Source organism: Intestinimonas butyriciproducens, from assembly GCF_016901775.1.
Lineage (GTDB): Bacteria > Bacillota > Clostridia > Oscillospirales > Butyricicoccaceae > Pseudobutyricicoccus.
In genome coordinates this window covers 1-25,137 of the sequence record NZ_JACJKW010000001.1, presented here as the reverse complement: position 1 = coordinate 25,137, position 25,137 = coordinate 1, and the positions used below count along the sequence as shown (strand labels likewise).

At 55.1% G+C, this 25,137-nt stretch carries 21 protein-coding genes; 12 read left to right on the top strand and 9 right to left on the bottom strand.

Annotated elements, in window-relative coordinates:
- Positions 1-115 precede the first annotated feature (115 nt).
- The 6 genes from H6A25_RS00105 to H6A25_RS00080 all read left to right on the top strand — a co-directional run bounded on the left by H6A25_RS00105 (position 116) and on the right by H6A25_RS00080 (position 7,592).
- Positions 116-988, top strand: a complete 873-nt coding sequence (locus tag H6A25_RS00105; protein WP_204750011.1) for a DMT family transporter — start codon at positions 116-118, stop codon at positions 986-988.
- Between the two features lie 152 nt (positions 989-1,140).
- Positions 1,141-1,506 carry a BlaI/MecI/CopY family transcriptional regulator gene (locus tag H6A25_RS00100; RefSeq protein WP_204750010.1) on the top strand — a complete coding sequence of 122 codons (366 nt, stop codon included), beginning with the start codon at positions 1,141-1,143 and terminating at the stop codon, positions 1,504-1,506.
- Positions 1,503-2,507 carry a M56 family metallopeptidase gene (locus tag H6A25_RS00095; protein WP_204750009.1) on the top strand — a complete coding sequence of 335 codons (1,005 nt, stop codon included), beginning with the start codon at positions 1,503-1,505 and terminating at the stop codon, positions 2,505-2,507. Before H6A25_RS00100 ends, H6A25_RS00095 begins: the two co-directional genes overlap by 4 nt.
- A 213-nt stretch (positions 2,508-2,720) precedes the next feature.
- Positions 2,721-5,021 carry an S-layer homology domain-containing protein gene (locus tag H6A25_RS00090; RefSeq protein WP_204750008.1) on the top strand — a complete coding sequence of 767 codons (2,301 nt, stop codon included), beginning with the start codon at positions 2,721-2,723 and terminating at the stop codon, positions 5,019-5,021.
- 128 nt (positions 5,022-5,149) lie between these two features.
- On the top strand, positions 5,150-6,535 hold the full coding sequence (locus H6A25_RS00085) for an amidohydrolase (protein WP_204750007.1): 1,386 nt from the start codon (positions 5,150-5,152) through the stop codon (positions 6,533-6,535).
- A gap of 394 nt (positions 6,536-6,929) precedes the next feature.
- Positions 6,930-7,592, top strand: coding sequence for a trimeric intracellular cation channel family protein (locus H6A25_RS00080; protein WP_204750006.1), 663 nt, complete (start codon positions 6,930-6,932; stop codon positions 7,590-7,592).
- Positions 7,593-7,638: 46 nt separating this feature from the next.
- Here H6A25_RS00080 and H6A25_RS00075 read toward each other — a convergent pair whose 3' ends face one another.
- The gene (locus tag H6A25_RS00075) at positions 7,639-8,091 is read right to left on the bottom strand and encodes a nucleoside deaminase (protein ID WP_204750005.1); all 453 of its coding nucleotides are present in this window, start codon (positions 8,089-8,091) and stop codon (positions 7,639-7,641) included.
- A gap of 76 nt (positions 8,092-8,167) precedes the next feature.
- On the opposite strand from H6A25_RS00075, the gene H6A25_RS00070 reads away from it, so the two are divergent.
- From H6A25_RS00070 to H6A25_RS00060, 3 genes are all read left to right on the top strand, one after another.
- Positions 8,168-8,668: a YbaK/EbsC family protein gene (locus H6A25_RS00070; protein WP_204750004.1), complete on the top strand. Its 501-nt coding sequence runs from the start codon at positions 8,168-8,170 to the stop codon at positions 8,666-8,668.
- 218 nt (positions 8,669-8,886) lie between these two features.
- A complete protein-coding gene (locus tag H6A25_RS00065; RefSeq protein WP_204750003.1) occupies positions 8,887-10,932 on the top strand; it encodes an LTA synthase family protein in 2,046 nt (681 codons plus the stop codon).
- Positions 10,933-11,111: 179 nt separating this feature from the next.
- Positions 11,112-12,743 carry a hypothetical protein gene (locus H6A25_RS00060; protein WP_204750002.1) on the top strand — a complete coding sequence of 544 codons (1,632 nt, stop codon included), beginning with the start codon at positions 11,112-11,114 and terminating at the stop codon, positions 12,741-12,743.
- 210 nt (positions 12,744-12,953) lie between these two features.
- Here H6A25_RS00060 and H6A25_RS00055 read toward each other — a convergent pair whose 3' ends face one another.
- The 8 genes from H6A25_RS00055 to pyk form a co-directional block, all read right to left on the bottom strand.
- Positions 12,954-13,610, bottom strand: a complete 657-nt coding sequence (locus tag H6A25_RS00055) for a DUF7601 domain-containing protein (protein ID WP_204750001.1) — start codon at positions 13,608-13,610, stop codon at positions 12,954-12,956.
- 108 nt (positions 13,611-13,718) lie between these two features.
- A complete protein-coding gene (gene srtB, locus H6A25_RS00050) occupies positions 13,719-14,492 on the bottom strand; it encodes a class B sortase (protein ID WP_204750000.1) in 774 nt (257 codons plus the stop codon).
- A 630-nt stretch (positions 14,493-15,122) separates the two neighbouring features.
- On the bottom strand, positions 15,123-16,304 hold the full coding sequence (locus tag H6A25_RS00045; protein WP_204749999.1) for a M20 metallopeptidase family protein: 1,182 nt from the start codon (positions 16,302-16,304) through the stop codon (positions 15,123-15,125).
- A 23-nt stretch (positions 16,305-16,327) separates the two neighbouring features.
- The gene (locus H6A25_RS00040) at positions 16,328-17,497 is read right to left on the bottom strand and encodes a M20 metallopeptidase family protein (protein ID WP_204749998.1); all 1,170 of its coding nucleotides are present in this window, start codon (positions 17,495-17,497) and stop codon (positions 16,328-16,330) included.
- 33 nt (positions 17,498-17,530) lie between these two features.
- Positions 17,531-18,709, bottom strand: a complete 1,179-nt coding sequence (locus H6A25_RS00035; RefSeq protein WP_204749997.1) for a M20 metallopeptidase family protein — start codon at positions 18,707-18,709, stop codon at positions 17,531-17,533.
- Between the two features lie 30 nt (positions 18,710-18,739).
- Positions 18,740-19,984, bottom strand: coding sequence for a serine dehydratase subunit alpha family protein (locus tag H6A25_RS00030; RefSeq protein WP_204749996.1), 1,245 nt, complete (start codon positions 19,982-19,984; stop codon positions 18,740-18,742).
- A gap of 88 nt (positions 19,985-20,072) precedes the next feature.
- The gene (locus tag H6A25_RS00025; RefSeq protein WP_204749995.1) at positions 20,073-20,471 is read right to left on the bottom strand and encodes a hypothetical protein; all 399 of its coding nucleotides are present in this window, start codon (positions 20,469-20,471) and stop codon (positions 20,073-20,075) included.
- A 186-nt stretch (positions 20,472-20,657) separates the two neighbouring features.
- Complete coding sequence (gene pyk / locus H6A25_RS00020; RefSeq protein WP_204750206.1) at positions 20,658-22,406, bottom strand: pyruvate kinase; 1,749 nt, start codon at positions 22,404-22,406, stop codon at positions 20,658-20,660.
- A 298-nt stretch (positions 22,407-22,704) separates the two neighbouring features.
- Here pyk and H6A25_RS00015 point away from each other — a divergent pair, with 298 nt between their 5' ends.
- The 3 genes from H6A25_RS00015 to H6A25_RS00005 all read left to right on the top strand — a co-directional run bounded on the left by H6A25_RS00015 (position 22,705) and on the right by H6A25_RS00005 (position 25,056).
- Complete coding sequence (locus H6A25_RS00015) at positions 22,705-23,271, top strand: zinc dependent phospholipase C family protein (protein WP_204749994.1); 567 nt, start codon at positions 22,705-22,707, stop codon at positions 23,269-23,271.
- A 114-nt stretch (positions 23,272-23,385) separates the two neighbouring features.
- Entirely contained in the window at positions 23,386-23,691 is a 306-nt protein-coding gene (locus H6A25_RS00010) for a hypothetical protein (RefSeq protein ID WP_204749993.1), read from the top strand.
- Positions 23,692-23,865: 174 nt separating this feature from the next.
- Positions 23,866-25,056 (top strand): coenzyme F420-0:L-glutamate ligase, encoded by a 1,191-nt coding sequence (locus tag H6A25_RS00005; protein ID WP_204749992.1) that lies wholly within the window; start codon positions 23,866-23,868, stop codon positions 25,054-25,056.
- Positions 25,057-25,137: the final 81 nt, after the last annotated feature.

Below are 25,137 nucleotides of genomic sequence, written 5' to 3'. Positions count from 1 at the left end.
CCTTTTTGCTGAAAATAGGGAGAAAGTCTGCGGATGTTGCGTCTGCTCTTGACAGCACCCGGAAGAGGGGGTAGGCTCTTTTTGCGGCAGTGCCGCAGAAAGAGAGGAAATATCCATGAAATTATCGGAAAAGCAAGGCGGCGTGCTGCTCATGCTGCTTTCGGCCCTGTTTTTTTCTGCCATGCAGGCGGCGGTCTCTTATTCCGGCAGCCGTATTCCGGTGATGGAACAGGTCTTTTGCCGCAATCTGATCAGCCTGGTGGTGGCCTTTGTGCTCATCCGGAAAAACAAGCTGTCCCTTTTCGGAGATAAAAATGTGCAGCCTTTACTCTTTGGCCGGTCCTTTTTTGGCTTTGTAGGGGTGGTTTCCCTGTTTTATGCTTCCAGTCATGCCCGTCAGGCCGATGTGAGCATTCTCAGCAAGATGTCCCCCTTCCTGGTCACATTGCTGGCCTGCGTGTTCCTTAAAGAGAAGCTGTCCAAGGTTCAGCTGCCCGCCCTTCTTCTGGCCTTTGCCGGTGTGGTCATCGTGGCCGGCCCCACCTTCCATTCGGACTTTCTGCCCTTGTCCATGGCCTTTTTCTCTTCGGTCACATCGGGTATCGCCTATACCTTGCTCCGCTATTCCAAAGGCAAGACCGACGGTATGACGGTGATCATGCACTTTTCCACCTTCAGCGCCGTGTGCTCCATTCCCTTTATGCTGGGCAATTTCGTCATGCCCAACGCCAAGGAGCTGATGGCCCTGGTGCTCATCGGTCTGTTTGGTTCCTTGGGCCAGATCGCCCTCACCTATGCCTATCGCCTGGCGCCCGCCGGAGAAGTGAGCATCTACAACTATTCCGGCATCTTGTTTTCCATGGTGCTGGGTTTCCTTTGCCTGGGAGAAGCCATCCCGGCCACTTCTTTTATAGGAGGGGCCTTGGTTATTGCCGCGTCGCTATTGGTGTATGTCTATTCCCGCCGGCAGGAAAAGAAACACGCATAACAGAAAACAGGAAAGCCCCTCTGGAACATCCAGAGGGGCTTTTTGCAAAAGCAAACATTTTGTGAAGCGCCTTGACAATAGGTGACTACTGTGATAGTATATCCTCGTAATCTTACTATTGCAATAGTCATTACACAAGGAGAGACAAACAAATGGAAGGAAAGCTCTTTGATTCCGAACGGAAAGTGATGGAGGTTTTGTGGAAGGAAGGGGACATGACCGCCGGCCAGCTGGCCAAGCGGCTGCTGGAGGAAGCGGGATGGAACCGGAACACCACTTATACCGTCATCAAAAAATGCATTGCAAAGGGGGCCATTGAGCGCAGAGAGCCTAATTTTTTCTGTAAAGCGCTGCTCACCCGCCGGCAGGCCCAGCGCCAGGAGACCCAGGCCCTGATCGGCCGCTTGTTTCACGGTTCGGCGGAAGAATTTTTCACCGCTTTTCTCCGGGATGAGAAGCTGAGCCGGGAGGAACTGGACCGTTTGCGTCAGCTGATAGAGGAGAAGGAGGAGCAATGACATTGCAGCAAATTCTCTTTTGGTCCCTGCGGGGCAGCGGCCTGATCCTTTTGGGGATGCTGCTTGGGCGCCAAAAGCAAAAGATCCCTGCCAAGGGGATGCTGCTATTATGGCAGGCAGCCATTTTGCGTCTTTGCCTGCCGGGACAGATTGCTTTGCCTGTACCCTGGATGGAGGCGGATGTTTCGCAGCGTGCACAGGAGGGAGGGCAGATGCAGATTTGGCTATGGGCCTGCGGCGTTTTCGTCGCAGGAATGGCGCTGGCTTTTCGCTGGCAGAGGGGCCGGCGCCTTCTGGCAAAAGCCCGTCCCTTGTCCGATGCCTCTTGCCGTCAGTGGCTCGGCGGAGGGACAAAAAGGAAAGTGAAAGTGATGCTCTGTCCGGGGATCAGAACTCCTTTGGCAGCAGGACTGCTGCGGCCATATATCCTCTTGCCCCAGGATATGGACCGACAGGACAAAGAACGGCTCCGGTTTGTAATCACCCATGAGATGGTGCACATCCGCAGATGGGACCTATGGTGGAAAGGACTGGCGCTTTTGTGCAGATGCCTTCATTGGTTTAATCCATTGGTGTGGCTTTTGCCCGCCTTGCTGGAAGGAGACATGGAGCGATCCTGTGACGAAGCGTGTCTGGAGCATCTGGGCTCCGGGCAAAAGAAAAGATATGCCCTGGCTCTGTGGTCCCTGGCCCAAGAGCAAAGCGCCTTTTGGGAAGGGGCCTGCGGCTTTGGAACAAGTGGATTGGAAGAAAGGATCGGTTTGATTATGAATTACAAAAAGATTTCCCGGGTTACAATAGGCCTGTGCGCTCTGGGTGTGTGTGCTGCAGCCGGTGTGTCGGCAGTGGCTCTGGTTCCGGAGAAACACGGCAGCTATGCCATGAAAGTGCAGGGGGATCAGGTGGTATTTGAGCCTGTTTCCGGCGAAGAGACAGGGAGCAACATCTATTTCATGGAAAAGACAGAGGAAGGCTTCCTTTTGCGCATGGCGGACAACTAAAGGTTTCTTTGACCCCCGGCTTACCGGGGGTCAAAGTATGTCTGAAAACCGATGTTTCCTGCTTTGTTTCATCGAATTGTCTGGGCCTCGGGCAGTATGGGAGTCCAGGCACTGGACCGGGGGCCTTTTTTCTGCCAAAATGTCCCCTTCTCTTGCGGCAGAGAGCAAAAAAAGGTATAATCAAAGCATCATATTTTGTTTGGGAGGTGCCCCATGAGGAAGGATAACAAAATGCTGCGGCGCATGGCTGCGGGCTCTTTGGCGGCTGTGATGCTGCTGGGCAGCGCTTCGGCAGCTGGTTTTACCGATACCGATGGCCATTGGGCCAAAAGCTATGTTGACTCTCTCAGCGCAAAAGGGATGATCCAGGGCTATGAAGATGGCTCTTTCCGTCCGGATGGCCAGGTGACCTATCTGGAGACTCTGACCTTTGTCTCCCGGCTGTACAGCCGGGAGGGAGTGCCCACCGATACCATTGTGAAAAAGTGGCAGTCTGTCATCGAGGACGCCATGCAGGGCAGCGCTGCCTGGTCCTATACCAACCTGGCTCTGTGTCTGGAAGCAGGGGTGCTGACCCAGGCCGAACTGCAGGAGCTGACAGAAGCAGGGCAGATCAGTGAGGCCGCAGACAGAGAGGATCTGGCGGTTTATCTGACCCGGGCCATGCAGCTGGCCCCAGTGGCCGCCACGCTGCGCACTTATTCCCTCACTTTCCCCGACGCAGCCAAGATCTCCAAGGATGCCATGGCTTCGGTGTATCTGCTCAACAAGATCGGCGTCATCGAAGGCATGGACGACGGCACCTTCCAGCCCCAGGGCAAGGTGACAAGAGCCCAGGTGGCCACCATGCTTTCACGGGCCATCAATTATATGGAGGCCAACGGTCTGGAAGCGGTATTCCCCAACTATACCACCTATACCTGTGAGGGCGGCACCGTGACGGCATGCACCCAGGAGGAAAGCGGCCTGAAGCTGACCATTCAGCTGCCCGGCGGGGAGAGCCGCACCATTTCGGTGCCCACCAGTGCACTGCTCATTCAGGACGGGGCCAAAACCACCGGACAGAACATCATGGCCGGCGCTTTTGCCCGGATTCGTTACACCGCGGCTGACACAAAAACAGTGCAGCAGGTCTGGCTGCTTTCCACCCCCAAAACCGCAGAGGGCGCAGTACAGCAGGTGGATGAAAACTATCTGGTGATCAAAGACAGTGCCGGAGTCACTCGCACTTATCTGCTGGACCGCCTGACTCAGGTGTGGGCCGGCGGAAAAGCAGGGGACCGGAGCCTGATCGATCCGGAGGCCGGGTATGCGTATGCCGACTGCATCACCGACGGCACAGGGCGTATTCTGTCTCTTCATCTCCAGGGCGGAGGGTACAAAGAAGAGGGCATCCTGACCCAGGCTGCCGATGGACAGCTGCTGCTCACCGGTGTTTCCGGCGCCCTTTCCCGGTATAGCCTGCCCGCCAGTGCATTCATTCAGGTGAACGGGGTTTCGGGCAGCTTGACAGAGGACCTGGTGGGCCGTTGGGTCACCCTGCGTCTTTCCTACGACACCAATCAGGTGACTTCCGTTTCGGTGGATGGCAAAACCCAGTATGTGCGGGGCGTTCTGGAAAGCACCGCATCCTATCAGGGCAGCCAGACCATCCGCATCACCGATATATCCACTGGTGAGAGCGTGGGCTACCGTCTTGTGGCAAATTGCCCGGTGACCTATGATGGGAAGGAAACCACTCTTTCCAATCTCAATAACGGCAGCCTGCTGACCCTGAAGATGGAGGGCAGCGAAGTTGCCCAGATCCAGGGAGCTTCCGGCAGCTGGACGGTTACCGGCTCCATGGCCCAGCTGACCTTTGGCGACAACATCCTGCTGGAAGTGCAGCCGGAAAACGGCCCTTCCCAGCTGTTTTCTCTGGAAACCAAAAACCTTCCTGCCATTTACCGGGATGGGGAGAAAAGCTCCATTGACCGTCTTTCCAGCGCCGATACCCTGACAGTGGCTGTGGTGGGAGGCAAGGTGTCCCGCATCGATGCCAAAACCCAGAGCGTCACTTTGACCGGTACGGTGGATCGGGTGTCCTTTGAGGCCCAGGGCAACTTGCTGTATCTCCGGGCCGCTGACGGCACAGTGCAGAGTTATGTGCTTTCCGCCGGTGTTCAGGTGGTACGGGGCAGCACCACCATTCAGCTTTCCGATGTGGTGGGGGGACAGGTGACCATGACAGTGGTCAACGGCCTTGTGACCCGGGTGGAACTGGAGGATTCCGCTGCTGCGGCCGGAGAACTCACCGGCAAGGTGCTGTATGTCAACACAGGCGATCGGGTGATCCTGCTGGAAAGTGACAACGGCCAGGGACGGGTATCGGTTTCGGTGCCCACTTCCGCCAAGATCATGCGGGTCACCGGTACCACAGTCAGCCTGAACAGTCTGGAGACAGGAGCCAGCCTTCAGATCTTCGGCAGTTACAAAGGCGAACAGTTTGAAGCCACCATGGTTTTGGTGAAATAACACAGGTCTTCCAAAAAAGCGGGGAGATGTCCCCACTTTTTGGCAGAAGGGCCTGGGGATGCTTCAGGCCCTGATAAATGAACAGCCCTCCGGAAGGACGGCTGAAAAAAAGAAAGGGATGGATCGTCATGTTGGAAACAATCGCCACAAAGGCCGTGGAACAAAATGAAGCGGTGCTCACCGATCTTGCCAAAAAGATCTGGGACTGCCCGGAAACGGCTTTTAACGAAGTCAAAGCCTGTGAATGGACAGCCCAGGTGCTGAGAGACGCAGGCTTCCAGGTGGAAGTGGGCTGCGCCAATCTGCCCACAGCCATTCGGGCCACTTGGGGAAAAGGTCATCCAGTCATCGGATTTTTGGGAGAGTATGATGCTCTGCCCGGCCTGAGCCAGAAGGTGAGCACCGAAAAAGAGCCGGTGACTCCCGGTGCGGCCGGCCAGGGCTGCGGCCATAATCTGTTGGGTGTGGCCTGTGTGGGCGCTGCTCTGGGGCTGAAAGCCGAGCTGGAAGCCACCGGAAAAGAGGGTACTGTGGTCTTTTATGGCTGCCCTGCGGAAGAAGTGCTCACCGGTAAGGCATTTATGGCCAGAGAAGGGGCTTTCACCGATCTGGATGTGGCTTTCTCCTGGCATGGCTCCAGCACCAACAACCTGTCTGTAGGCACCATGACCGGCCTCAACAGCGCTATTTTCCATTTCAGCGGCGTCACCGCCCACGCCGGCGGCGATCCTCACAACGGCCGCTCCGCTCTGGATGCCTGCGAGCTGATGAGCGTAGGGGCAAACTACCTGCGGGAGCATGTAACCAGCGATGTGCGCATCCACTATGTATATAAAGAAGGAGGCACCGCTCCCAATATTGTTCCCGATAAGGCCAGCGTCTGGTACTATGTGCGGGCAATGAGCCGCCAGGCCATTGAGGACACCTATGCCCGCCTGGTGAAGGTGGCCGAAGGCGCCGCTCACATGACCGAGACCAAGCTGGATGTGGAATTTTTGGGCGGCTGCTACAACACCCTCAATCCGGTGATGCTGACCAATCTGACCCATGATGTGATGGAGCAGATCGCCATGCCTCAGTGGACCGAGGAAGAGAAGGCCTTTGCTGAAACTCTCAACGAGAAGAGCCAGCAGTACGAAAGAGTGAAGGCCAGCGGCGTGCTGGAAAACGGCCCTCTGTGCACCTTTGTGGAGCCGGTGGAGAAGCGGGACGGCTATGGTTCCACCGATGTGGGCGATGTACAGCACATCGTTCCCTGTGTTCAGGTGATGACCGCCACTTGCAACCTGGCGGCTCCCGGCCACAGCTGGCAGATCACGGCCTGTGCCGGTATGAGCATCGGCATGAAGGGAATGCTCTACGGCGCCAAGGTCATGGCCGCCACCGCCATGAAGCTTGTGGACGATCCCAAACTGGTGGAGCAGGCCAAAGAGGAATTTCTGCAGAGCATGAAGGGGCAGAGCTATAAGTGCCCCATTCCCAAGGAAATCCCCATTCCCCAGCCTCAGAAATAACAATGTGCAGCCGCCCGGCGAAAACCGGGCGGCTGAGCGTGTCGAAAAAGTGGCCGAAGGCCACTTTTTCGAATTTTTGCAAGGGTCTGCATGCAGCCGATTAACCGCTTTTAGCGGTTAATCGGCCACACTTGCCCCTTGATAGGAGCAAAAAGCCACGCACAGGTCGCGGCTTTTTGCAGATTCATAGGGGTAGGGCAGACGATCTTTTTTCATTATAATATAGGATAATATAGGTTTTTCGACAGTCTGAGCCGCCCGGCGAAAACCGGGCGGCTGTTTTGCTGCCGGGAAAAGAGGTGGGAGCAGAGAAAAGATTGGCGCTTTTCTCCATTGCCAGGAAAAAGCGGACCATGCTATAATGCTTGAGGAAAAGGGAAAAGGAGGCAGAGAAATGGATTTGGATACCGGGATCTTTGTGTTTGAAATTCTAGGGGTCATTGCCTTTGCTTTTTCCGGAGCTATTTTAGCCATTCGAAAATGCATGGATCTGCTGGGAGTCATTGTTCTGGCCGTGACCACTGCTGTGGGCGGCGGGATCATACGGGATGTGATTCTGGGAACAAATCCGCCCATGGCCTTTACCAGTCCGGAACAGACCGCCATTGCTTGTCTGGTGGCGGTGGTCATTTTCTGCGCAGTGGCCTATTGTCAAAAGAAAGGCATTGACAGCCTGTTTCACAAGCTGGACCTGTATATGACCATTTTTGACGCCGTGGGATTGGCCGCTTTTACCGTCACCGGGGTTTCGGTGGCCCACGGAAGCAGCGATGGATACAATCTGTTCCTTTATGTGTTTGTGGGAACGCTGACCGGTGTGGGCGGCGGCGTACTGCGGGATGTGATGGCCGGTGTGATGCCTTCCATTTTTGTGCGTCATGTGTATGCCCTGGCTTCTGTTCTGGGAGCGGCCGTGTGCAGTTTGTTGTGGCAGGTCAATTCGGCGCTGGCGATGGTGCTGGGAGCCGGAGTGGTGGTGCTCATCCGGGCCCTGGCTATCCACTACCACTGGAAGCTGCCCCGTATCAAAAACCCGGACAAGGTGGGCATCAAATAATAGCAAAAAGCAAAGCGGAGAGGATACTGTCCTCTCCGCTTTTTCGTTACCTGGTTTCTCGCAGCGTGCGGAAAAATTCTTCCAGCAGGCAGGAACATTCTGTTTCCAGCACCCCGGTCACCACCTGGGGACGGTGATTGAAATCCTCCCAGAACAGATCCAATACACCACCCATGGCACCCCCTTTGGGGTCCCGGGCTCCAAAAAACACCTGGGGGATACGGGATTGCAAGATGGCTCCGGCACACATGGGACAGGGCTCCAAAGTCACATACAAAGCGCAGTCGGAAAGCCGCCAGCGGCCCAGAGTCCGGCAGGCCTCATCGATGGCTTCGATCTCGGCATGGAGAAGGGCATTTTGCCTTTCTTCCCGCCGGTTGCGGCCCCGTCCTACCACCCGCTCACCCTGCACCACCACGCATCCTACCGGCACATCTCCGGTATCCAGAGCTTGCCGGGCCAGTTCCAGGGCCTGCAGCATATAATCTTTGGGTTTCATAAAAAAGCCCCCCTTTTGACAGCAAGGATCATTTGCATTATACTGCAAAGAAGCAAAGAAAAAAAGGTGGTACAGCATGGATGAGATGAAGGAAGAAATGGAGAAGATCCTCCGCACATTGAAAGAAAAAGAGGTGGATTTTGAGGAATATCACCACGAGGCACTGGAGAATGTATTGGAGCGGGAAGAAAAAGACCTGTGCTTTGACGCCGCGATCTGCAAAAATCTGTTTGTCACCACGCGGAAACGGGACCGGGTGTTTCTGGTAATGGTGGAAGCTCATAAAAAAGCCGATCTCCACCGGCTGGCCCAGGCCCTGGGTACCACCCATCTGGGTTTTGCGCCCCAGGAGCTGCTGGCGGAGCGGCTGGGACAGAAACCCGGAGCCGTAGGCCCTCTGGGCATCCTCCACGACCGTCAGGGAACGGTGGAAGTGGTGTTTGACGAAAGCCTGCGTACAGCCCGGCGGGTGGCCATGCATCCCAGTGTCAATACAGCCACAGTGGTGCTTCCTTTTGCCCAGCTGGAAGGGTTGATCCGAAAGAATGGAAATTTAATCTACTTTATGAATTTTTAACAAAATGGAAGAAGAAAACCCCTTGTTTGCTTTCTTTTTTGGTGCAGATAGAACAAGAAATCGGTAAAGAGAAAGAAAAAAGTTTGCAATTTGTTTGTAGAATCTGAGGGAGGATTGTATTATAATGTGTCATATCATGTGTAAGTTCGGCCATCGCCGGAAATACAGGCTCCCGACCGCCGGCATAGACCGGCCAGACAGAAAGGGGAAGATTCCTGATGGAGACCCTGATGAAATACAAGGTCAAGCCTTTGTTCTCCCGTTTCAGAGGCAAGGATCGCGCTGCTGAAAAAAGAGGCAAGGGCGGCAATGTGCTCAGTTTGGCGCCAGTCCAGATTTTGCTGTTGGCCCTGGGACTCAATCTTTTGATCGAATTGCTCAATCACAAGGGATTGGGCGGGCTGCTGTCCTTCATTGGCGAGCACCCGTTGGCCTTTTTTGCCAATTATTTGATCATTCTGGTGACATTGGCTCCGGCTCTGTTTTTCAAACGGCGCATATTCTATATGGGTATTGTGGGCATTGTTTGGGCCATTGGCGGCATTGCCAACGGCATCATTATTCTCAACCGTATGACGCCCTTTACCACAGCGGATCTGGCGGTGTTTGCCACCGGCTTTGAGATCCTGCCCACCTATTTCACCAAGTTTGAAATGGTGCTGTTGGTTCTGGCTGCTGTTGTGGTGATTACAGCGGTGGTCCTGCTCTTTTTGAAAGGACCCAAAAGTAATATCCCCTTATCCCGCCGTTTGCTGGCAGGCGTGGCGGCCACTGTGCTCACAGGCTGTGCACTGGGCCTGACCATCCGGCAGGGACTGGAGGGCGGCGGCCTTTCCACCATCTTCAGCAATCTGGCCTATGCCTATGAGGATTATGGCTTTGGCTATTGTTTTGCCAACACCTGGCTCAATGTGGGTATCCGCACTCCTAAGGATTATTCTGCGGAGGATATGGGCCGGATCATGGGAGAGATGGAAGACAATGCTGCGGCACTCCCCCAGGGCGAAGCTATGACCGATGTGAATGTGGTTTATGTGCAGCTGGAATCCTTTTTTGATCCGCAGCAGATCAAGGGGTTGGAATTTAACCAGGATCCGCTGCCTAACTGGCATGCGTTGCAGGAAGAATATACCACAGGCTTCCTCACGGTACCGGTGGTGGGAGCTGGTACCGCCAACACAGAGACCGAAGTGCTCACAGGCATGAGCACACGGTTTTTTGGACCTGGAGAATATCCTTATAAAACGGTTCTGACGGAAAATACAGCCGAAAGCGTGGCCTATATCCTGAAAGATCTGGGATATGCCACCCATGCGGTACACAATCACCGGGGCGTGTTTTACGGCCGGAACAAGGTCTATAAAAACCTGGGCTTTGATACCTTTACATCCTTGGAATACATGGCCAACACAACCATGACTCCCAAGAACTGGTGTAAGGACAAAGTGCTCACCGGGGAAATCGAAGCGGCGTTGGATTCCACCGATACGCCTGACCTGGTGTATACCGTTTCGGTGCAGGGGCACGGCAAATACCCCACTTCGCCGGAATTGGAAGACCCGGCTATCACCGTGGAGAGCATTCCCAATGAGGACCAGCATTACTCCATGGAATACTATGCAAACCAGATCCATGAGATGGATGAATTCATCGGCCAGCTGGTGGAAATGCTGGAAAACCGGGATGAAAAGACCATCCTGGTGATGTACGGAGATCATCTGCCTGCTTTGCAGATGGACGAAGATACCCTGCTGACCCATGACCTGTACAAGACTGAATACCTGATCTGGAACAATTTCGGTCTGGAAAAAGAGGACGAAGGACTTAAAGCTTACCAGTTGACATCCAAAGTGCTGGCCAGCCTGAATATCAGCGACGGTATCTTTAACCGGTATCATCAGACCTGTGAGGATGAGAGCACCTATCTGCTGGATCTGCGGAAACTGCAGTACGACCAGCTGTATGGGGAGCGTTATGTCACCGGAGGCGAGCCGGCCTGTGAGCCCACCGACATGAAGATGGGTGTGCGGCCGATTCTGGTCACCGGCTATATCAAGCTGGAGGAGACCTGGTATCTGGAGGGTGAGAACTTCACGCCTTACAGTAAGGCCACGGTCAATGGCAAGATTCTGGAGACCGAATATCTCAATGGCCACCTGTTGCGAGTGATCGACGATAAGCTGATCCAGGAAGTGGATGAGGTGAGCGACATCAAGATCAGCCAGGTGGAAAAATACAAAGAAGTGCTCAGTGTAACAGAATAAAGCGAAAAGGCCGTCCCGGATGGGGCGGCCTTTTTTTAAAAAATTTTTGAAAAAAGTAAAACCAGGACGGTTTCCCATGTCTCTTATCCATTGTCAGGCTTTGGTGAAAAAACAAAGATTGACCGAGGAAGAAAAATTTCTTAAAATGAATAAGAATGAAACGATATGGAGGACTTGAGATGAAAAAGCCAAGCAAAAAAATAGTGGCCGTCCTGGTGGGACTCTTGGTTGTGCTGGCCGGAGTGGGGGTCTGGTGGTACCGCTCGCCCCAGGGGATCATCTGGCGGGTAGAGCGGGTGAATGAGTATAACCGCAGCGAAGAAGAGTGGATTCAGCTCATCGGGGCTTATGAAAAGCTGGGGGAGAAAGAAAAGGCCCGGGAAGCGGTGAATCTGGGATTTTCCCGCTTGTCGGACAGTGCCGCCCTGGCCCAGTATGCCAACAAGTATTTATACAGTATGCCGGAGCCCTCTATGAAGCCGGGAGAATATGAGCAAGCCATTGAACTGGTTTTCGATGGCCAGGGCAGCCATCAGGGGGAACTGTGTGTGCTGGTAAATTGGGGATTGACCCCGGAAGAAGCGGTGGAGCAGGGGCTGGAAACCGATTTGCTGGACGGAGTCTTGGTGGCCGAATATCCTTCGGAGGAGGATTTTGTCTTTCCTCTTTGTCTGATCGGAGAGCACAAGGTGCAGGCCTTTGTAGCCCGGGGCGGCCAGATCGTCACGCCGGTGTTTGAGGGCACATATACCCTGGGTGCAGGGAGCGGCGTGAAAAAATTTGATATTTCCGAAAAAGAGGGGAGCTATGACCACATTCTGGAGATGGAATTTGTCAACACCCAGGACGGTTGGGTGCAGTATACCACCGATGGCACCGATCCGCTGGGGGTGGATAGTAATGGAGAAGTAACGCTGTGCCACGGAAGCAGTGTCGCAGACGGGAAGATCACCCTCTATTCCGGCACCACCACCATCACGGCCCGGTGCGTGAGTCCCTCCGGCCTGGTAAGCCCGCTGCTCCAGAAGACATTTACTGTTTTCCCGGCCTTTGACAGCATCAGCTCCCGGGTGGGTGAGGCAGGCCAATATGAATTTGTCAGCGGAGAAGACGGGCTGTGGCGGTATGACAAAGAAACCGGAGAAAAAGAACAGCTGCTCCAGGGAAGCACCGGGGCACTGCTGGTGAATACTTATAAGACCACCCGGGGTGAGGCGCTGGGGGATGAGGCCGATGTGTACAAGCAGACCCACGCCGATCTGGCTCTGAAAATGGAGGAAGAGATCCAGGTCACACGGGTGCTGGTGGAGAGGACCGGCGTCCAGATGGAGCAGCTGCTTTTTGAGAGGGACCAGCTGTTGCGGGAGGAAAACCGGTACGGCGGCATCCCCCAGGTTCTAGCCTGGAGCTGGATCAAAACGGGGAATGCGGCGATATGGGATTCCGATGAGCCGGAAGTGGGCACCAAGGAAGTAGCCCGCCAGGCCACCATGCTCACCCAGAAATATGCCTTGTATCGCAAGCTGGGTGAACTCAGTGTTTCCCAGCCGGATGGAAGCGGGGAGCGTCTGCTGTGGACAGCGGAGGAAAGTCCGGCCTACTATATTCATGCTCTGTATGGGGATGACCTGTTTTATGAGACCCGGGAAGGGGTGCACATGATCTATAACATTGCTACAGGAGAACACCGGGAAAACAAGATGGTACCGAAAAAAGCCAGCATCGTGGGATATACCACCAGTGCCGTCTTCTATCAGGAAGCTGGCTCGGAAGAGATCCAGCGGGTAGAGATGGACTACAATGCTCTTTGAAAAATAGTGCATGGATAAGAAAAGCGAGCAGGCCTATCTTTTTGAATGCATCTTTTATCTTTTATAATGATCTAAAAAACGCACCGCAGACTATCGTCTGCGGTGCGTTTTCTGTTATTTTTTCACTTCATGATCAGGACAAAAACAGAAGGGAGAATCTACATTGCTTCTTCTTGGAGATATGCACATGATACAGGGGAAGAAGTAGAGCTATTCCTTCTTTTCCTTCTTTTTGTTGCCCAGGATCAGAGTCGTAATCAGACCGGCTGCAAAGAAAACCATCAGCAATGCATACAGCGTCATATTGGATTCATCGCCGGTCTTGATGGCAGAATCCTTGGGATCGTCGGACGTGCCGGAATTGTCCGGAGTCCCGAGGTCATCGGGCGTGTCAAGGTCATCGGGCGTGTCAGAATCGGTAACCGTGTTGACAAAGGCAGCTTCGGTCACGGTATCCTGGACAATAAGCCCGGTCTGACCGGTGGCAGAAGAGATAAATCCATCCGGGACATCTTCACTTACCATGTAAGATACTCCCGCCGGCAAACCCACTGCAATGACGGACTGGCCGTGTCCCAAGGAGAAGGAAGCTACGCCATTTGCGAAGGTCAGCTCACCATAGATGCCGTTGATGGAGGTATCGCTGAGAGTGACCTCCACCATGGCAGCTACCGGCGTTTCAGTGCCGGCCCCGCCTGGATCGCTGGGATCATCTGTCCCTTCCTGGGGCAGTACATCCAGCTGAGCAGTCAGTACCCCGGTTCCGGTACCGTCCACCGTCTGTTCCTGGGGTTCCCATGTGACAGACAGCGGAGAAGGGTCTGCGGCAAAGATCAATTCCGATGAGGGCAGCAGGTTGAACAGCATATATGCAGCCAATACGGGTTTTCAGACTGCGGTTTTGTTTCATCACAATTCTCTCCTTTTCAACAAATGAGCTATAAAGAAAAGCGGTAAAGTATTGTCGGATGGAAATTATGTGCCGGGTTCTTCCCGCACCAGTCCGTGGCAGACAAAGCGGGCGTTTTCGAAGGTGTAATCGCAGGTGGAAAGGGTAATGACCCGGTCTGAGGGGGAGGGAGTGATGTTGCTGGCAAAACAGGAACGGGACTGAATTTCTGTCAGCCATGTTCCGTATTCTTCGTCAGAAGAAAAAGTGAGATCCCATGGGTTCCCATCGGTTTCGGTGACATAGGCCGAAAACAATTCAATGGTCAAGGTTCCCTCCGGAGTCAGCAGAAACAGGGTGGGATGGGCGTCATAATAAGATTGGTCTTTATAATGTTCCAGATAGGCAAATTGGGTGTCATTTTTCATGTTGTGGCCGTAAATGACACTGTTTTTCCCCTCCAGGCCCTGGCAGAAACTATCCAGGAAAAGGCATCCCGCACTGTTTTTCGTGCCGTCAAACAGATGATGAAGGCAGTAATCATTGTCCTCTCCCTGAACCACCGGATAGGACAAATCGGCGTCCGGACAATACAGCCAGCCAACTACCTGGGGATTGATGGCCTTTAAAGCGTCAAAATCCACTTGAGGAAGAGGAACCTCCGACGATGCCTGCACAGAGGTTTCACCGGCGTCCTCCGGGTATTCCGGCGGGGTGATCACCTTGTCGGTCAGCGTCTGGTAGGAGGATTCAGCAGAACGGCGTTCCATCCACTGGCGAAGGAACATCCCGCTGCTGACAAGCAGGCCCAGGGAGCACAACACCACGCTGACCCAATACAAAATAGGTTTCTTTTTCATTTCTATCCCTCCTGCTGCTGGTGCTGGAAAGAGCGGCCGGAAAGGGGAGGGGCGGACCGATCATATATCACTAGAAAGCGTCTTTTGCCGTGCCGATTCCGTATCGCACGGGACCCAATCGCAGATGCTCTTCCTTTCCAACTGGCAAAGGTGCTTTTGCAGATGCAGATACATACTGGGGCAGTCCATATTGGTTCCGGCTGCCATGCGATCAGAGATGTATCCTATTGATGACGCCCGGTGTAAGGGCGTTCTATGTCTCCCGCGGTTCAGTGAGAGAATTTTGGAAAAAGGATTTGGAGGCTCTACTGCTTCAATCCTAAGTCCCTTCGGGATATATAAGGGCAAAAGTCCAGCTTGAAATAATTGGTATTTTTACATGTTATGTTAAAAATTGCAACATATTTTTTGCTTTACAACAAGTGCAGGCGTTATGAGGATATTCGACAAGATTTTTGGATATTTTACAAATGTACGGCAAATCAGATGGAGAAAAAATAAAATGACATAAAAATAGGCGGAAAAAAGGCCCTACCCGGGCTGAAACGCAGCGAGGGCAGAGCCTTTTTTGTTTTGCTAAATATGGAAAACGGACAGGTTGGGCCTGTGGCCGCCAAAGCAGGAAAAGTTTTACTTTGTCAGATAGCTGTAAGCGGCCTGGGCATAGGCAGCGGCGCCGGCGGCCAGACCGTCCTCGTCGAAGATAATCTTGGGATGGTGCAGGGGATAGACCTGTTCCTGGTGGCTGGTGCTGCCCACAGAGAAGGAGCAGGAGGGCACCCGGGAGCTGATAAAGGAGAAGTCCTCGCTGCCCATGCTCTTGGTGTGGGACATGGGAGGAATGTCCACTCCTTCCTGGCCGATGGTCTCCTGGAGCCAGGTGTGCAGCTGCTGGCTGAACTCCGGATCGTTGATGAGGGGAGGAACGCCCCGGGGACGGTCAAAGGTCAGCTGGCAGCGGTAGGCGTCGGCAATGCTCTGGGCCACTTGCTGCATCCGGTCCAGGGTGAACTGACGGGCTTCGTCATTGAAGGTACGGAGAGTGCCGGTAAACTCGCAGTCTTCGGGGATGATGTTGCTGGCTGTGCCGGAATGGAAGGTGCAGATGGACAGGGCGGTAGGCTCCTGCACATCCACTTCATAGCGGCCGATGTCCCCGAAGGCCTCGGCGATCTTGATGGCGCAGGTGATGGGATTGATGGACTGATGGGGCCGGGCGCCATGGCCGCCTTTGCCGTGGAGATGCACCACGAACCGGTCGCTGGAGGCGCTGCAAGGGCCGCTTTTCAGCATGATCTGATTGGTCTTGACAATGTCGGAAGCCATATGGGCCATCACAGCCACATCGGGCTTGTATTTGTCCAGAAGGCCGTTTTCCACCATCATCCGGGCGCCGGTGCCGTCGGTGCCCTCTTCGTCAGGCTGGAACATGAGAATGACCTGGCCCTGCAGCTCCTCTTCGTGCTTTTTCAGCAGGGCGGCAGCGGTGAGCAGCATGGAGGTGTGGCAGTCGTGGCCGCAGGAGTGCATGACGCCGTCACATTCCGAGGCAAAGGGCAGGCCGGTTTCCTCGCCCATGGGCAGAGCATCCATATCGGCCCGGAGCAGGATCTTTTTCCCTTCTTTTTTGCCGATGACGCCCACGATGGCGCAGGGGCCGATCTCTTCCCAGGAAATGCCCATGTCATCCAGGGCTTTTTTCACCAGAGCGGTGGTCTGGGGAAGACGGCAGCCCAGCTCAGGATGCTGGTGGATCTGGCGGCGCCAGGCCAGCAGCTGCTGGTTCATTTCTTTGGCTTCTTTGTACATCATGTGGTTGCACGCTCCTTTTCTTTTTATTTCAGATAGGACAGGGCGGCCTGGGCATAGGTGGCGGCTCCATAGGCAAAGGCTTTTTCGTCAAACTGCACTTTGGGATGGTGAGCGGGGAAGTGGGGAATATCCGGATTGGAGGCCCCCAGGCTGAGAGAGCAGGAAGAGATCTTCTGGGATACATAGGCAAAATCCTCGCTGCCCATCATCCGGCTGCTGTCCAGGGGAAGCACTTCCACTCCTTCCAGATCCCGTTTCAGCATGGCATACAGCTCATCGGAGAAGGTTTCTTCGCTGTAATTGCTGGGGGTGGAGAAGTCGTTATAAAATTCATAGGTGCAGCGGTAGAGAGAGCAGATCTTTTCCACCGTCTCCTGGATGCGGCTGAGCAGATTGGCCCGTACTTCTTCATTGAAAGTGCGCACGGTACCACGGATCTCGCAGTCGTTGGGAATGATGTTATAAGTGGTGCCTGCATGAATGGAGCAGGTGTTGACCACGGTGGGCTGCTGAGGATCCACCTCATAGCGGCCGATGTCGGTAAAGGCCTCCACGATTTTGGCAGCGGCAAAAATGGGGTTGATGCTGTTTTGGGGAGAAGCTCCGTGGCCGCCTTTGCCGTGGAGAATGATCCGGTAATTGTCGCTGGAAGCGGCAATGGTACCCCGGCTCAGTTTGACCTGGCCGGTCTGATAGGGCTCACCGGCGATATGGATGGCCACAGCGTGATCGGGCTTGGGATTTTCCAGGCAGCCATCCTCGATCATGGAGCGGGCGCCGGACAGGGTTTCCTCACCCGGCTGGAACATCAGGATCACAAGGCCCTGGAGCTCTTCTTCATGGGCTTTCAGCAGTTTGGCTGCACCCAGCAGCATGGCGGCATGGGTGTCATGGCCGCAGGCGTGCATTTTTCCCGGGCACTGGGATGCATAGGGCAGGCCGGTGTCCTCGGTGAGGGGCAGAGCATCCATATCTCCCCGGAGAAGGATGCTTTTGCCTCCTTCTTTGCCGATGTAGCCCAGCACGCCGCTTTGGCCGCAGGGACGGAAACGGACGCCCATTTTCTTTAGCTCTTCCTGGACTTTGGCGGCGGTTTTGGGCAATTCCAGCCCCAGTTCGGGATTTTCATGGAAATACCGGCGCCAGCCGATGATCTCTTGCTCCATGGCCTGGGCTTCCTGCAAAAGGCTCATAGGTAACACTCCTTTTTGGATTATTTTCTTGTTTTATTCCGCATTGTTTAAATAGGAAAGGGCGATCTGCACATAGGCGGCAGTGCCATAGACAAAGCAGTTTTCGTCAAATACCACTTTGGGATGGTGGCCGGGATAGGCCTGACCCTCCGGGCTGGTGCTGCCCAGGGAAAGCATGGCCGAGGGGATGCGCTGGGTGACAAAGGAAAAGTCCTCACTGCCCATGGCCTTGCCGGTCTGGAGGGGGACCAGATCGATTTCCGGCAGATCCTTTGTCAGCAGGTCCTGGAGTTTCTGGCAGAAGTCCGGGTCGCTCTTGGTGCTGGGAGCGCTTTGGCCGATGTACCACTCGGCCTGGCAGCGATAGAGCTCAGCCACCTGGTGCATGGCCTTCTGGAGCCGGTCCAGCAGCCAGGTCCGCTCTTCTTCGTCAAAGGTGCGGATGGTACCCATTACCTGGCATTCATTGGGAATGATGTTGTAGGTGGAGCCGGCGTGGAGGGCGCAGATATTCACCACAGTGGGCTTCTGGGGATCGATTTCATAGCGGGCAATGTCCTCAAAAGCGCCGATAAGTTTGACGGCAGCATAGATGGGGCTGATGCTGTCCTGGGGAGAAGCGCCGTGACCACCCTTGCCGGTGAGGGTCACCCGGAAGCCGTCGCTGGAAGCCATGCAGTTGCCGCTTTTGATGGCCAGCTGGCCGGTTTGCAGACGGTCGGCGGCAATGTGGATGGCGATGGCCCGCTCCGGTTTGGGATCTTCCAGGCATCCGGCGGCGATCATATCCCGGGCGCCGGTAAGCCCTTCTTCGTCGGGCTGGAACATGAGAATGGCAAGACCGGGCAGCTCATCTTCATGCTCCTTCAGGATTTTGGCCGCGCCCAGAAGCATTGCGGTATGGGTGTCGTGGCCGCAGGAGTGCATGGCCCCGGGGCACTGGGAGGCAAAGGGCAAGCCGGTTTTTTCCTCCATGGGCAGTGCATCCATGTCGGCCCGCATCAATATGCTGTGGCCGCCCTTTTTGCCGATATAGGCCATAAAGGCGTTGGGGATCACTTCCCGGTATTCCACGCCCCATTCATCCAGCTTCTGCCGCACCAAAGCGGCGGTCTGGGGCAGATTTTGCCCGATCTCCGGGTGCTGGTGGATCTGCCGCCGCCAGGCGATGATTTCCTGTTCGATGGCACGGGCTTCCTCAAATGCGTTCATAACATCTCCTCCTTTTGCGGATACACTTTTCTATTTTTCGGAAAGAATCTCCAGAATGGTCTCTTCGGTATGGGTCATGCCGGGACAGGCAATGCGTCCCATGTTCTGCATGGTTTTTTCCGGGGTTTGCCCCAGGATGCTGTGGCGGCTGTCCACGGCCAGAGATTGAAGGGCCAGACGGCTCATATCCCAGGCGCATTGCACACCGGCTCTGGCTTTGAGGGCACAGCCCTGGTTTCCACCATGGCAGATCATGCCGGTGAGGGAAGCGGCCATGTTCTGCACCGCCAGGGCGATCTGCTCATCGCTTCCCCCGAAAAGCAGTACCAGGCCGCAGGCCGTACCGGTGCCGCCGGCCAAAGCGCAGCCGCACAGGGCGGACAGGCGGCCGGAATATTCTTTGATGTAAATGGTCACAAGACAGCTGAGAGCCAGGGCACGCAGCAAGTCTTCCCGGCTGGCGTTTTCTTTTTGGGCGGCGCCCAGCAGGGGCATGGTGGCCAGAATGCCGTGGCTGCCGCTGCCGGTCAGGCTCATGGCCGGAGCCGAGGCCCCACGGACCCGGGCTTCGATGGCGCCGCAGGCCAGATAGGTCATCTCATCCAGGATGCTCTCCCGGTTTCCCGCCAGCGCCCGGGTCAGAGGCAGCTTATTTTCCTGCTCCCCCGCCTGCAAAAGGGCCTGGTTCATGGCCAGGGCATCCTCCAAAAAGAGAAATTCTTCCAGGGGAGTCTGGCGCACATACTGGCACAGCTCCTTCAGGGTATAGCCGCAGATCTCCTGGCAGGGGTCCTGCTGCTGGGGAGAAGGGGGATCGTTTTTCAGCACAACGCCGTCTTTTTCCAGATAGGTCAGGCCGGTGTGGGTGTTTTCCAGCCGGGCCACACCCCGGTGGCCGCCGCCTTCCACCCGGGCTTCGATGAAGATCTCCGGAGCCAGGCGGCACATTTCCACGGTGACGGCTCCCTGTTCCAGCAGGGCCTGGGCATGGGCATGGACATCTTCCGACAGGTTTTCCAAAGCGGCCAGGCCTTTTTCGGCGTCCCCTCCCAAGGCGCCCAGAGCCGCTGCCCAGGCGCAGCCTTCTTCTTCTGTGCCGGGAATGGCGCAGGTGAAGGCGTTTTTATAGATGCCCGAATTGACTCCCAGCCAGATGCTTTCCACCTGGGGCACCTGGGCGCGGGCCAGAGCGCAGGCATAAGCAATGGCTCCCGGTTCGGTGACGCCATAGGCCGGGGCCATGTCCTGGTGGATCAGTTGGGCCAGCTGTTTCATAAAAGCTCTCCTATAAATTCAGTATGCGGACAAATTCCACTTCCCATGATACACCCCCAGGGGAAAAGGTTCAACCGATTGGGGAAATTTACCTGGGATATCCCAAAAGATCCCGCAGAGCAGGGGTGATGGCCTCATCACATTCTGCCGGGGAAAGGCCCTGGTTCTTCAGCTTCTGCCGCCGCTCTTTCAGCTGCCGGTAGACCGTCAGCAGCTGCTCATCCCGGTAAAGGAGAGCCACGGCTTTGTCTTTGAGATCTTCCTCCCGGGCCAGTTGGGAGGGGAGGAAGGCCGGATCGATCCACACCGATACACCATAGTGCCCGGCTACTTCATAAAGGGCCTTTTCCAGTTGGGGAAGGGCCTTTTGGTCAATGGGCGGGGAGAGGGCCAGTTTTTTTACCCCTTGCTGCACCATTTCGCAGAAGGCCGCCGCCATGCCCAGCTGAAAAGAAAGCAGATCAAACTCTTTGTAAGACGATGTCATGCGCCATTCCTCCTTGGGTGATTATGAATAAAAGAGGGGGGATTCATCAATAGAAACGATTGGACATATCAATAAAACTGTGGTATCTTGTAATCACAGCAGCGAGACAGGAACGGGAGCCTGTTTCTCAAAACTCCATCATTTAAATGGCAAAACCCAGGGCAAAGCCCTGGGTTTTGTGTTTTATTATGCTTCTTTGGTGGCGGCGCACACCGTGCCGGTGGCAGCATCCAGCGTGACGCAGGAGCCGCTCTTCAAAAGGGCGGTGGCATTGACAGCACCCACCACGGCAGGGATGTCCAGAGCCAGGGCCGAAGTGGCGGCATGGGAATCCAGCCCTCCCTGCTCGGTGATCAGACCGGAGAGACGGCGGATAGCGGGCATCATTTCGTTGGTGGTATAGGGAACGGCCAGGATGTCACCGTCAGAAATGCTTTTCAGCGCTTCCTGGGCATCTTTGCACACCACCACAGGACCGGTGACGCATTTCCGGGTGACGCCGGTGCCCGAAAGCAGCAGATCGCCGATAACTTCCACTTTCAAAAGGTTGGTGGTGCCCGAAACCCCCAGAGGCAGACCGGCAGTGAGCACCACCATGTCGCCGTTTTTCACAAGCCCGGCCTTTTGGGCGGCTTCCACTGCACCGGCAAAGAGGGCATCGGTGCTGTCGGCTTCCGGAACCACCAGGGGACAGACGCCCCACACCAGGCTGAGCCGCCGCTGGCTGCGCAGGCTGTTGGTGCAGCAGATGATGGGCACAGGGGGACGGAAGCGGGAGATCATCCGGGCGGTGCGTCCCGATTTGGACACCGGGATGATGGCCGCACAATGCAGACTGGTGGCTGTGGTACAGGTGGCGTAGGAAATGGAGCTGGTGACGCTGGGCACCGCCGAAGGGGCCTCTTCCCGCAGCCGGTTCTGATAGTTGATATTTTCCTCGGTGGAAAGGGCGATGGCCGCCATGGCCTCCACGGCCTCCACCGGGTACAGGCCCGCTGCCGTTTCGCCCGAGAGCATGACGGCGCCGGTGCCGTCATAGACGGCATTGGCCACATCGGAAACCTCCGCCCGGGTGGGGCGGGGATTTTTCATCATGGAATCCAGCATCTGGGTGGCGGTGATGACGATTTTTCCTTGGTTGTTGGCCTTTTTGATCATCATCTTCTGGATGGGGGGCAGCTTGTCAAAGGGGATCTCCACCCCCATATCGCCCCGGGCCACCATGACGCCGTCGGACACAGCCAAAATCTCGTCGATGTTCTCCAGGCCTTCGGCGTTTTCGATTTTGGAGATGATCTGAATATCGCTGCCGGCCTGGCGCAGGATGCGCCGCACCTGCATCACATCGTCGGCCCGGCGGACAAAGGAAGCGGCGATATAGTCATAATCGTTTTTGACGGCGAAGAGCAGGTCTTCTTCGTCCTTTTTGGACAGATAGGGCATGGAAAAGCGTACGCCAGGCAGGTTGACCCCTTTCCGGTCGGAAACCGTGCCGCCGTTGAGCACCCGGCAGACGATATCGGTGTTTTCCACCTTTTCCACCGTCAGGCCGATCAGGCCGTCGTCCAGCAAAATGGTGCAGCCGGGCTGCACATCTTCGTACAGACGCTCATAGGAAATGCCGCAGCCTGTTTCATCCCCCGGTTCATCGGTGCGGCGCAGAGTGAACAGCTGGCCTTTTTCCAGCTGTACTTTTTTATTGGCAAATGTCTTGAGACGGATTTCCGGCCCTTTGGTGTCCAAGAGGGCGGCCACCGGCAGGGAAAGCTCCCGGCGCAGGGCATCAAAGCGGTCAAACCGCTCCTGCTGCTCTTCGTGGGTGCCGTGGGAGAAATTGAATCGGGCCACATTCATGCCTGCTTCCATCATCCGGCGCAGAATATCCGGATCGTCACAGGCGGGGCCCAGGGTGCAGACAATTTTTGTTTTTCGCATCATCTTTTTCCTCTTCTTTCTTTCCGCGCGCCTTTTTCGGCAGCGGCCCGGCGCGGTCGGGCCGATCTGCTCACGGGATAAAGCCATATACAAAGATATGGTACCACCCCCCATTGGCCATCGTCAAGGCAAATCCACCAAACAAAGGGCAAAAAAGACTTTTCAAATTCTTAACAAATTGCACATGACAGAAGGAGTCTTTTATCATATGATATAAGTGAAAAGAATGGCCTTTGGCAAACCCTCTTTGCCGGCTTGATCCGGCCTGCAAAATCTTTTAGGAGCTGATGAAGAAAATATGCTGCTCATTCCCCACATTCGCATTGCCCGTCGTGTCAGCACAGTCCTTCAAGAGCGGTTTCAGGTACGCCTGTCCCCGGTGGTCTTTGCTTTCGGAAGCATTTTCCCCGATCTGGCGAAAAATGCCGTCACCGGTTATCACGACATCAATGAAGCGGTGAGTCGGGTGGAAGGGTTTTTGGCCAAGCGTCCCAAAAGCCGTCTGGCCCAGAGCTTCCGCTTGGGAGAGATTTGTCACTATACGGCCGACAGTTTCTGTCGGGTTCATATCCATCACGATCAGTATACCCTGAAAGAGCATATGCTCTACGAAATGCGTCAAAGCCGTCAGATGAAACGGCAGCTGCCCCTGGCCGGAAGACTGGCCATGGAAGATGTGTATCCTTCCCGCAGCGGCGCTTTGGAGCGGTTTTTCAGCGAGCAGCGGGAATTTGCCGCAAAGAAGCACAGCTATGAAGAAGAAACCAATGCCGTGGTTCGCGGCTGTGTGCTGGTGCTTCACAGTCTGGCCCGTCAGCCTTGGGAGGAAGCCCATCCTGTGGCGCTGGCCCAGGCCGGATCGTAAAACCAGCGCTCTGCCCTGGAACAGAGCAAACGCCGCCATGCCATAAAATTTTCTGACAGCCGAAAGCCGTACCCACAGTGGTGCGGCTTTTTTGATAAAAAGGAGGAATGCGCAATGAGAACAAAAGAGGAGTATTATCAGCTTGTGCTGGAAAACCGGCGGTTGGCCGGGCAGGAAGAAGTGACCCGCTGTACTTGCCCCAATACCCTGTGTGATTGGCATGGAAAATGCAAGGAATGTGTGGCACTGCACCGGTATCATGGGGATCATGTGCCCTATTGCCTTCAGCCGCTGCTGAGGGATAAAGTGGAGGCGCTGGCCAGTACAGTGGAAGCCTGCCTTTCTGCCAAACCGGCCACTCCCCTGGAATACCGGCATTATGTGCGGGAACGGGACGAAGAAGAAAATAAAAACAAATAGTATTTATTATACTTTAATATCCCATTCGTCATTTCCAAATTGTAAACTTTTCCACAGAGGGGAAGAAAAACGAAAAAATGGTTTTTTCCAGTCCAGTTTTCCTGTATAATAAAACAGTTGGGAAAAAGAATACCAACTGATTATCTGGAATACAAGCAAAGGGAGAATGATACAGTGGAAAGATTAGTGGGAACCGTTTCCCGGGGCATTCGGGCCCCCATCATCCGGGAAGGGGACGACATCAGCAAGATCGTGGTGGACAGTGTTCTGAATGCCGCAGAAAGCAGCGGTTTTCAGATCCATGACCAGGATATCATCGCCGTGACCGAAGCGGTGGTAGCCCGGGCCCAGGGCAACTATGCCACCGTGCAGCAGATCGCCCAGGATGTGAAGAGCAAATTCGGCGGAGAGACCATGGGCGTGATTTTCCCCATCCTCAGCCGCAACCGTTTTGCCATGTGCCTCAAGGGCATCGCCATGGGCGCCAAAAAAATCGTGCTTATGCTCAGCTATCCTTCCGATGAAGTGGGAAATCATCTGGTGGATCTGGACGCCTTGGATGAAAAGGGAATCAATCCCTGGACCGATGTGCTCACCGAAGAGCGTTTCCATCAGCTGTTCGGGCCGGCCCGCCACACCTTTACCGGGGTGGACTACATCGCCTATTACAAAGAGCTGATAAAGAGCTGCGGCTGTGAGGTGGAGGTCATTCTGGCCAACGACTGCCGCACCATTCTGGACTATACCAAAAAGGTTCTTTGCTGCGATATCCACACCCGGGCCCGCACCAAGCGGCTTTTGCAGAAGGCCGGGGCTGAGGTGGTTCATTGCCTGGACGAGATCCTCACCCAGCCGGTGGATGGCAGCGGCTGCAATGAGCAGTTTGGTCTTCTGGGTTCCAACAAGGCCACCGAAGAGCGGGTCAAGCTCTTCCCCAGAAACTGCGCTCCGGTGGTGGAAAGCATCCAGAAGCAGATGAAGGAGCGCACCGGAAAGCATGTGGAAGTGATGATCTACGGCGATGGCGCTTTCAAAGATCCGGTGGGCAAGATCTGGGAGCTGGCCGATCCGGTGGTGGCCCCGGCCTATACCGCCGGCCTGGAGGGCCAGCCCAACGAAGTCAAGCTGAAATACCTGGCGGATAACGATTTTGCCGATCTGGAAGGCCAGGAGCTGAAGGACGCCATCTCTGATTACATCCGGAACAAGGATGCCGATCTCACCGGCAAGATGGTTTCTCAGGGCACCACACCCCGCCGTCTTACCGATCTGGTGGGCTCTCTGTGCGATCTGACTTCCGGCAGTGGCGACAAGGGTACTCCCATCGTTCTGGTGCAGGGTTATTTCGACAATTACACAAAATAAACAGGGCAAAAATCACAAAAAAACAGAGCCAAATTTGGCTCTGTTTTTTATTTCCAAATATTGACGGGGGGGGGGGGTAAT

Excerpts from the sequence above, each read along its gene's own strand:
- H6A25_RS00105 (WP_204750011.1), top strand. The coding sequence starts at position 116 with ATGAAATTATCGGAAAAGCAAGGCGGCGTGCTGCTCATGCTGCTTTCG.
- H6A25_RS00100 (WP_204750010.1), top strand. The coding sequence starts at position 1,141 with ATGGAAGGAAAGCTCTTTGATTCCGAACGGAAAGTGATGGAGGTTTTG.
- H6A25_RS00095 (WP_204750009.1), top strand. The coding sequence starts at position 1,503 with ATGACATTGCAGCAAATTCTCTTTTGGTCCCTGCGGGGCAGCGGCCTG.
- H6A25_RS00090 (WP_204750008.1), top strand. The coding sequence starts at position 2,721 with ATGAGGAAGGATAACAAAATGCTGCGGCGCATGGCTGCGGGCTCTTTG.
- H6A25_RS00085 (WP_204750007.1), top strand. The coding sequence starts at position 5,150 with ATGTTGGAAACAATCGCCACAAAGGCCGTGGAACAAAATGAAGCGGTG.
- H6A25_RS00080 (WP_204750006.1), top strand. The coding sequence starts at position 6,930 with ATGGATTTGGATACCGGGATCTTTGTGTTTGAAATTCTAGGGGTCATT.
- H6A25_RS00075 (WP_204750005.1), bottom strand. The coding sequence starts at position 8,091 with ATGAAACCCAAAGATTATATGCTGCAGGCCCTGGAACTGGCCCGGCAA.
- H6A25_RS00070 (WP_204750004.1), top strand. The coding sequence starts at position 8,168 with ATGGATGAGATGAAGGAAGAAATGGAGAAGATCCTCCGCACATTGAAA.
- H6A25_RS00065 (WP_204750003.1), top strand. The coding sequence starts at position 8,887 with ATGGAGACCCTGATGAAATACAAGGTCAAGCCTTTGTTCTCCCGTTTC.
- H6A25_RS00060 (WP_204750002.1), top strand. The coding sequence starts at position 11,112 with ATGAAAAAGCCAAGCAAAAAAATAGTGGCCGTCCTGGTGGGACTCTTG.
- H6A25_RS00055 (WP_204750001.1), bottom strand. The coding sequence starts at position 13,610 with ATGCTGTTCAACCTGCTGCCCTCATCGGAATTGATCTTTGCCGCAGAC.
- srtB (WP_204750000.1), bottom strand. The coding sequence starts at position 14,492 with ATGAAAAAGAAACCTATTTTGTATTGGGTCAGCGTGGTGTTGTGCTCC.
- H6A25_RS00045 (WP_204749999.1), bottom strand. The coding sequence starts at position 16,304 with ATGATGTACAAAGAAGCCAAAGAAATGAACCAGCAGCTGCTGGCCTGG.
- H6A25_RS00040 (WP_204749998.1), bottom strand. The coding sequence starts at position 17,497 with ATGAGCCTTTTGCAGGAAGCCCAGGCCATGGAGCAAGAGATCATCGGC.
- H6A25_RS00035 (WP_204749997.1), bottom strand. The coding sequence starts at position 18,709 with ATGAACGCATTTGAGGAAGCCCGTGCCATCGAACAGGAAATCATCGCC.
- H6A25_RS00030 (WP_204749996.1), bottom strand. The coding sequence starts at position 19,984 with ATGAAACAGCTGGCCCAACTGATCCACCAGGACATGGCCCCGGCCTAT.
- H6A25_RS00025 (WP_204749995.1), bottom strand. The coding sequence starts at position 20,471 with ATGACATCGTCTTACAAAGAGTTTGATCTGCTTTCTTTTCAGCTGGGC.
- pyk (WP_204750206.1), bottom strand. The coding sequence starts at position 22,406 with ATGCGAAAAACAAAAATTGTCTGCACCCTGGGCCCCGCCTGTGACGAT.
- H6A25_RS00015 (WP_204749994.1), top strand. The coding sequence starts at position 22,705 with ATGCTGCTCATTCCCCACATTCGCATTGCCCGTCGTGTCAGCACAGTC.
- H6A25_RS00010 (WP_204749993.1), top strand. The coding sequence starts at position 23,386 with ATGAGAACAAAAGAGGAGTATTATCAGCTTGTGCTGGAAAACCGGCGG.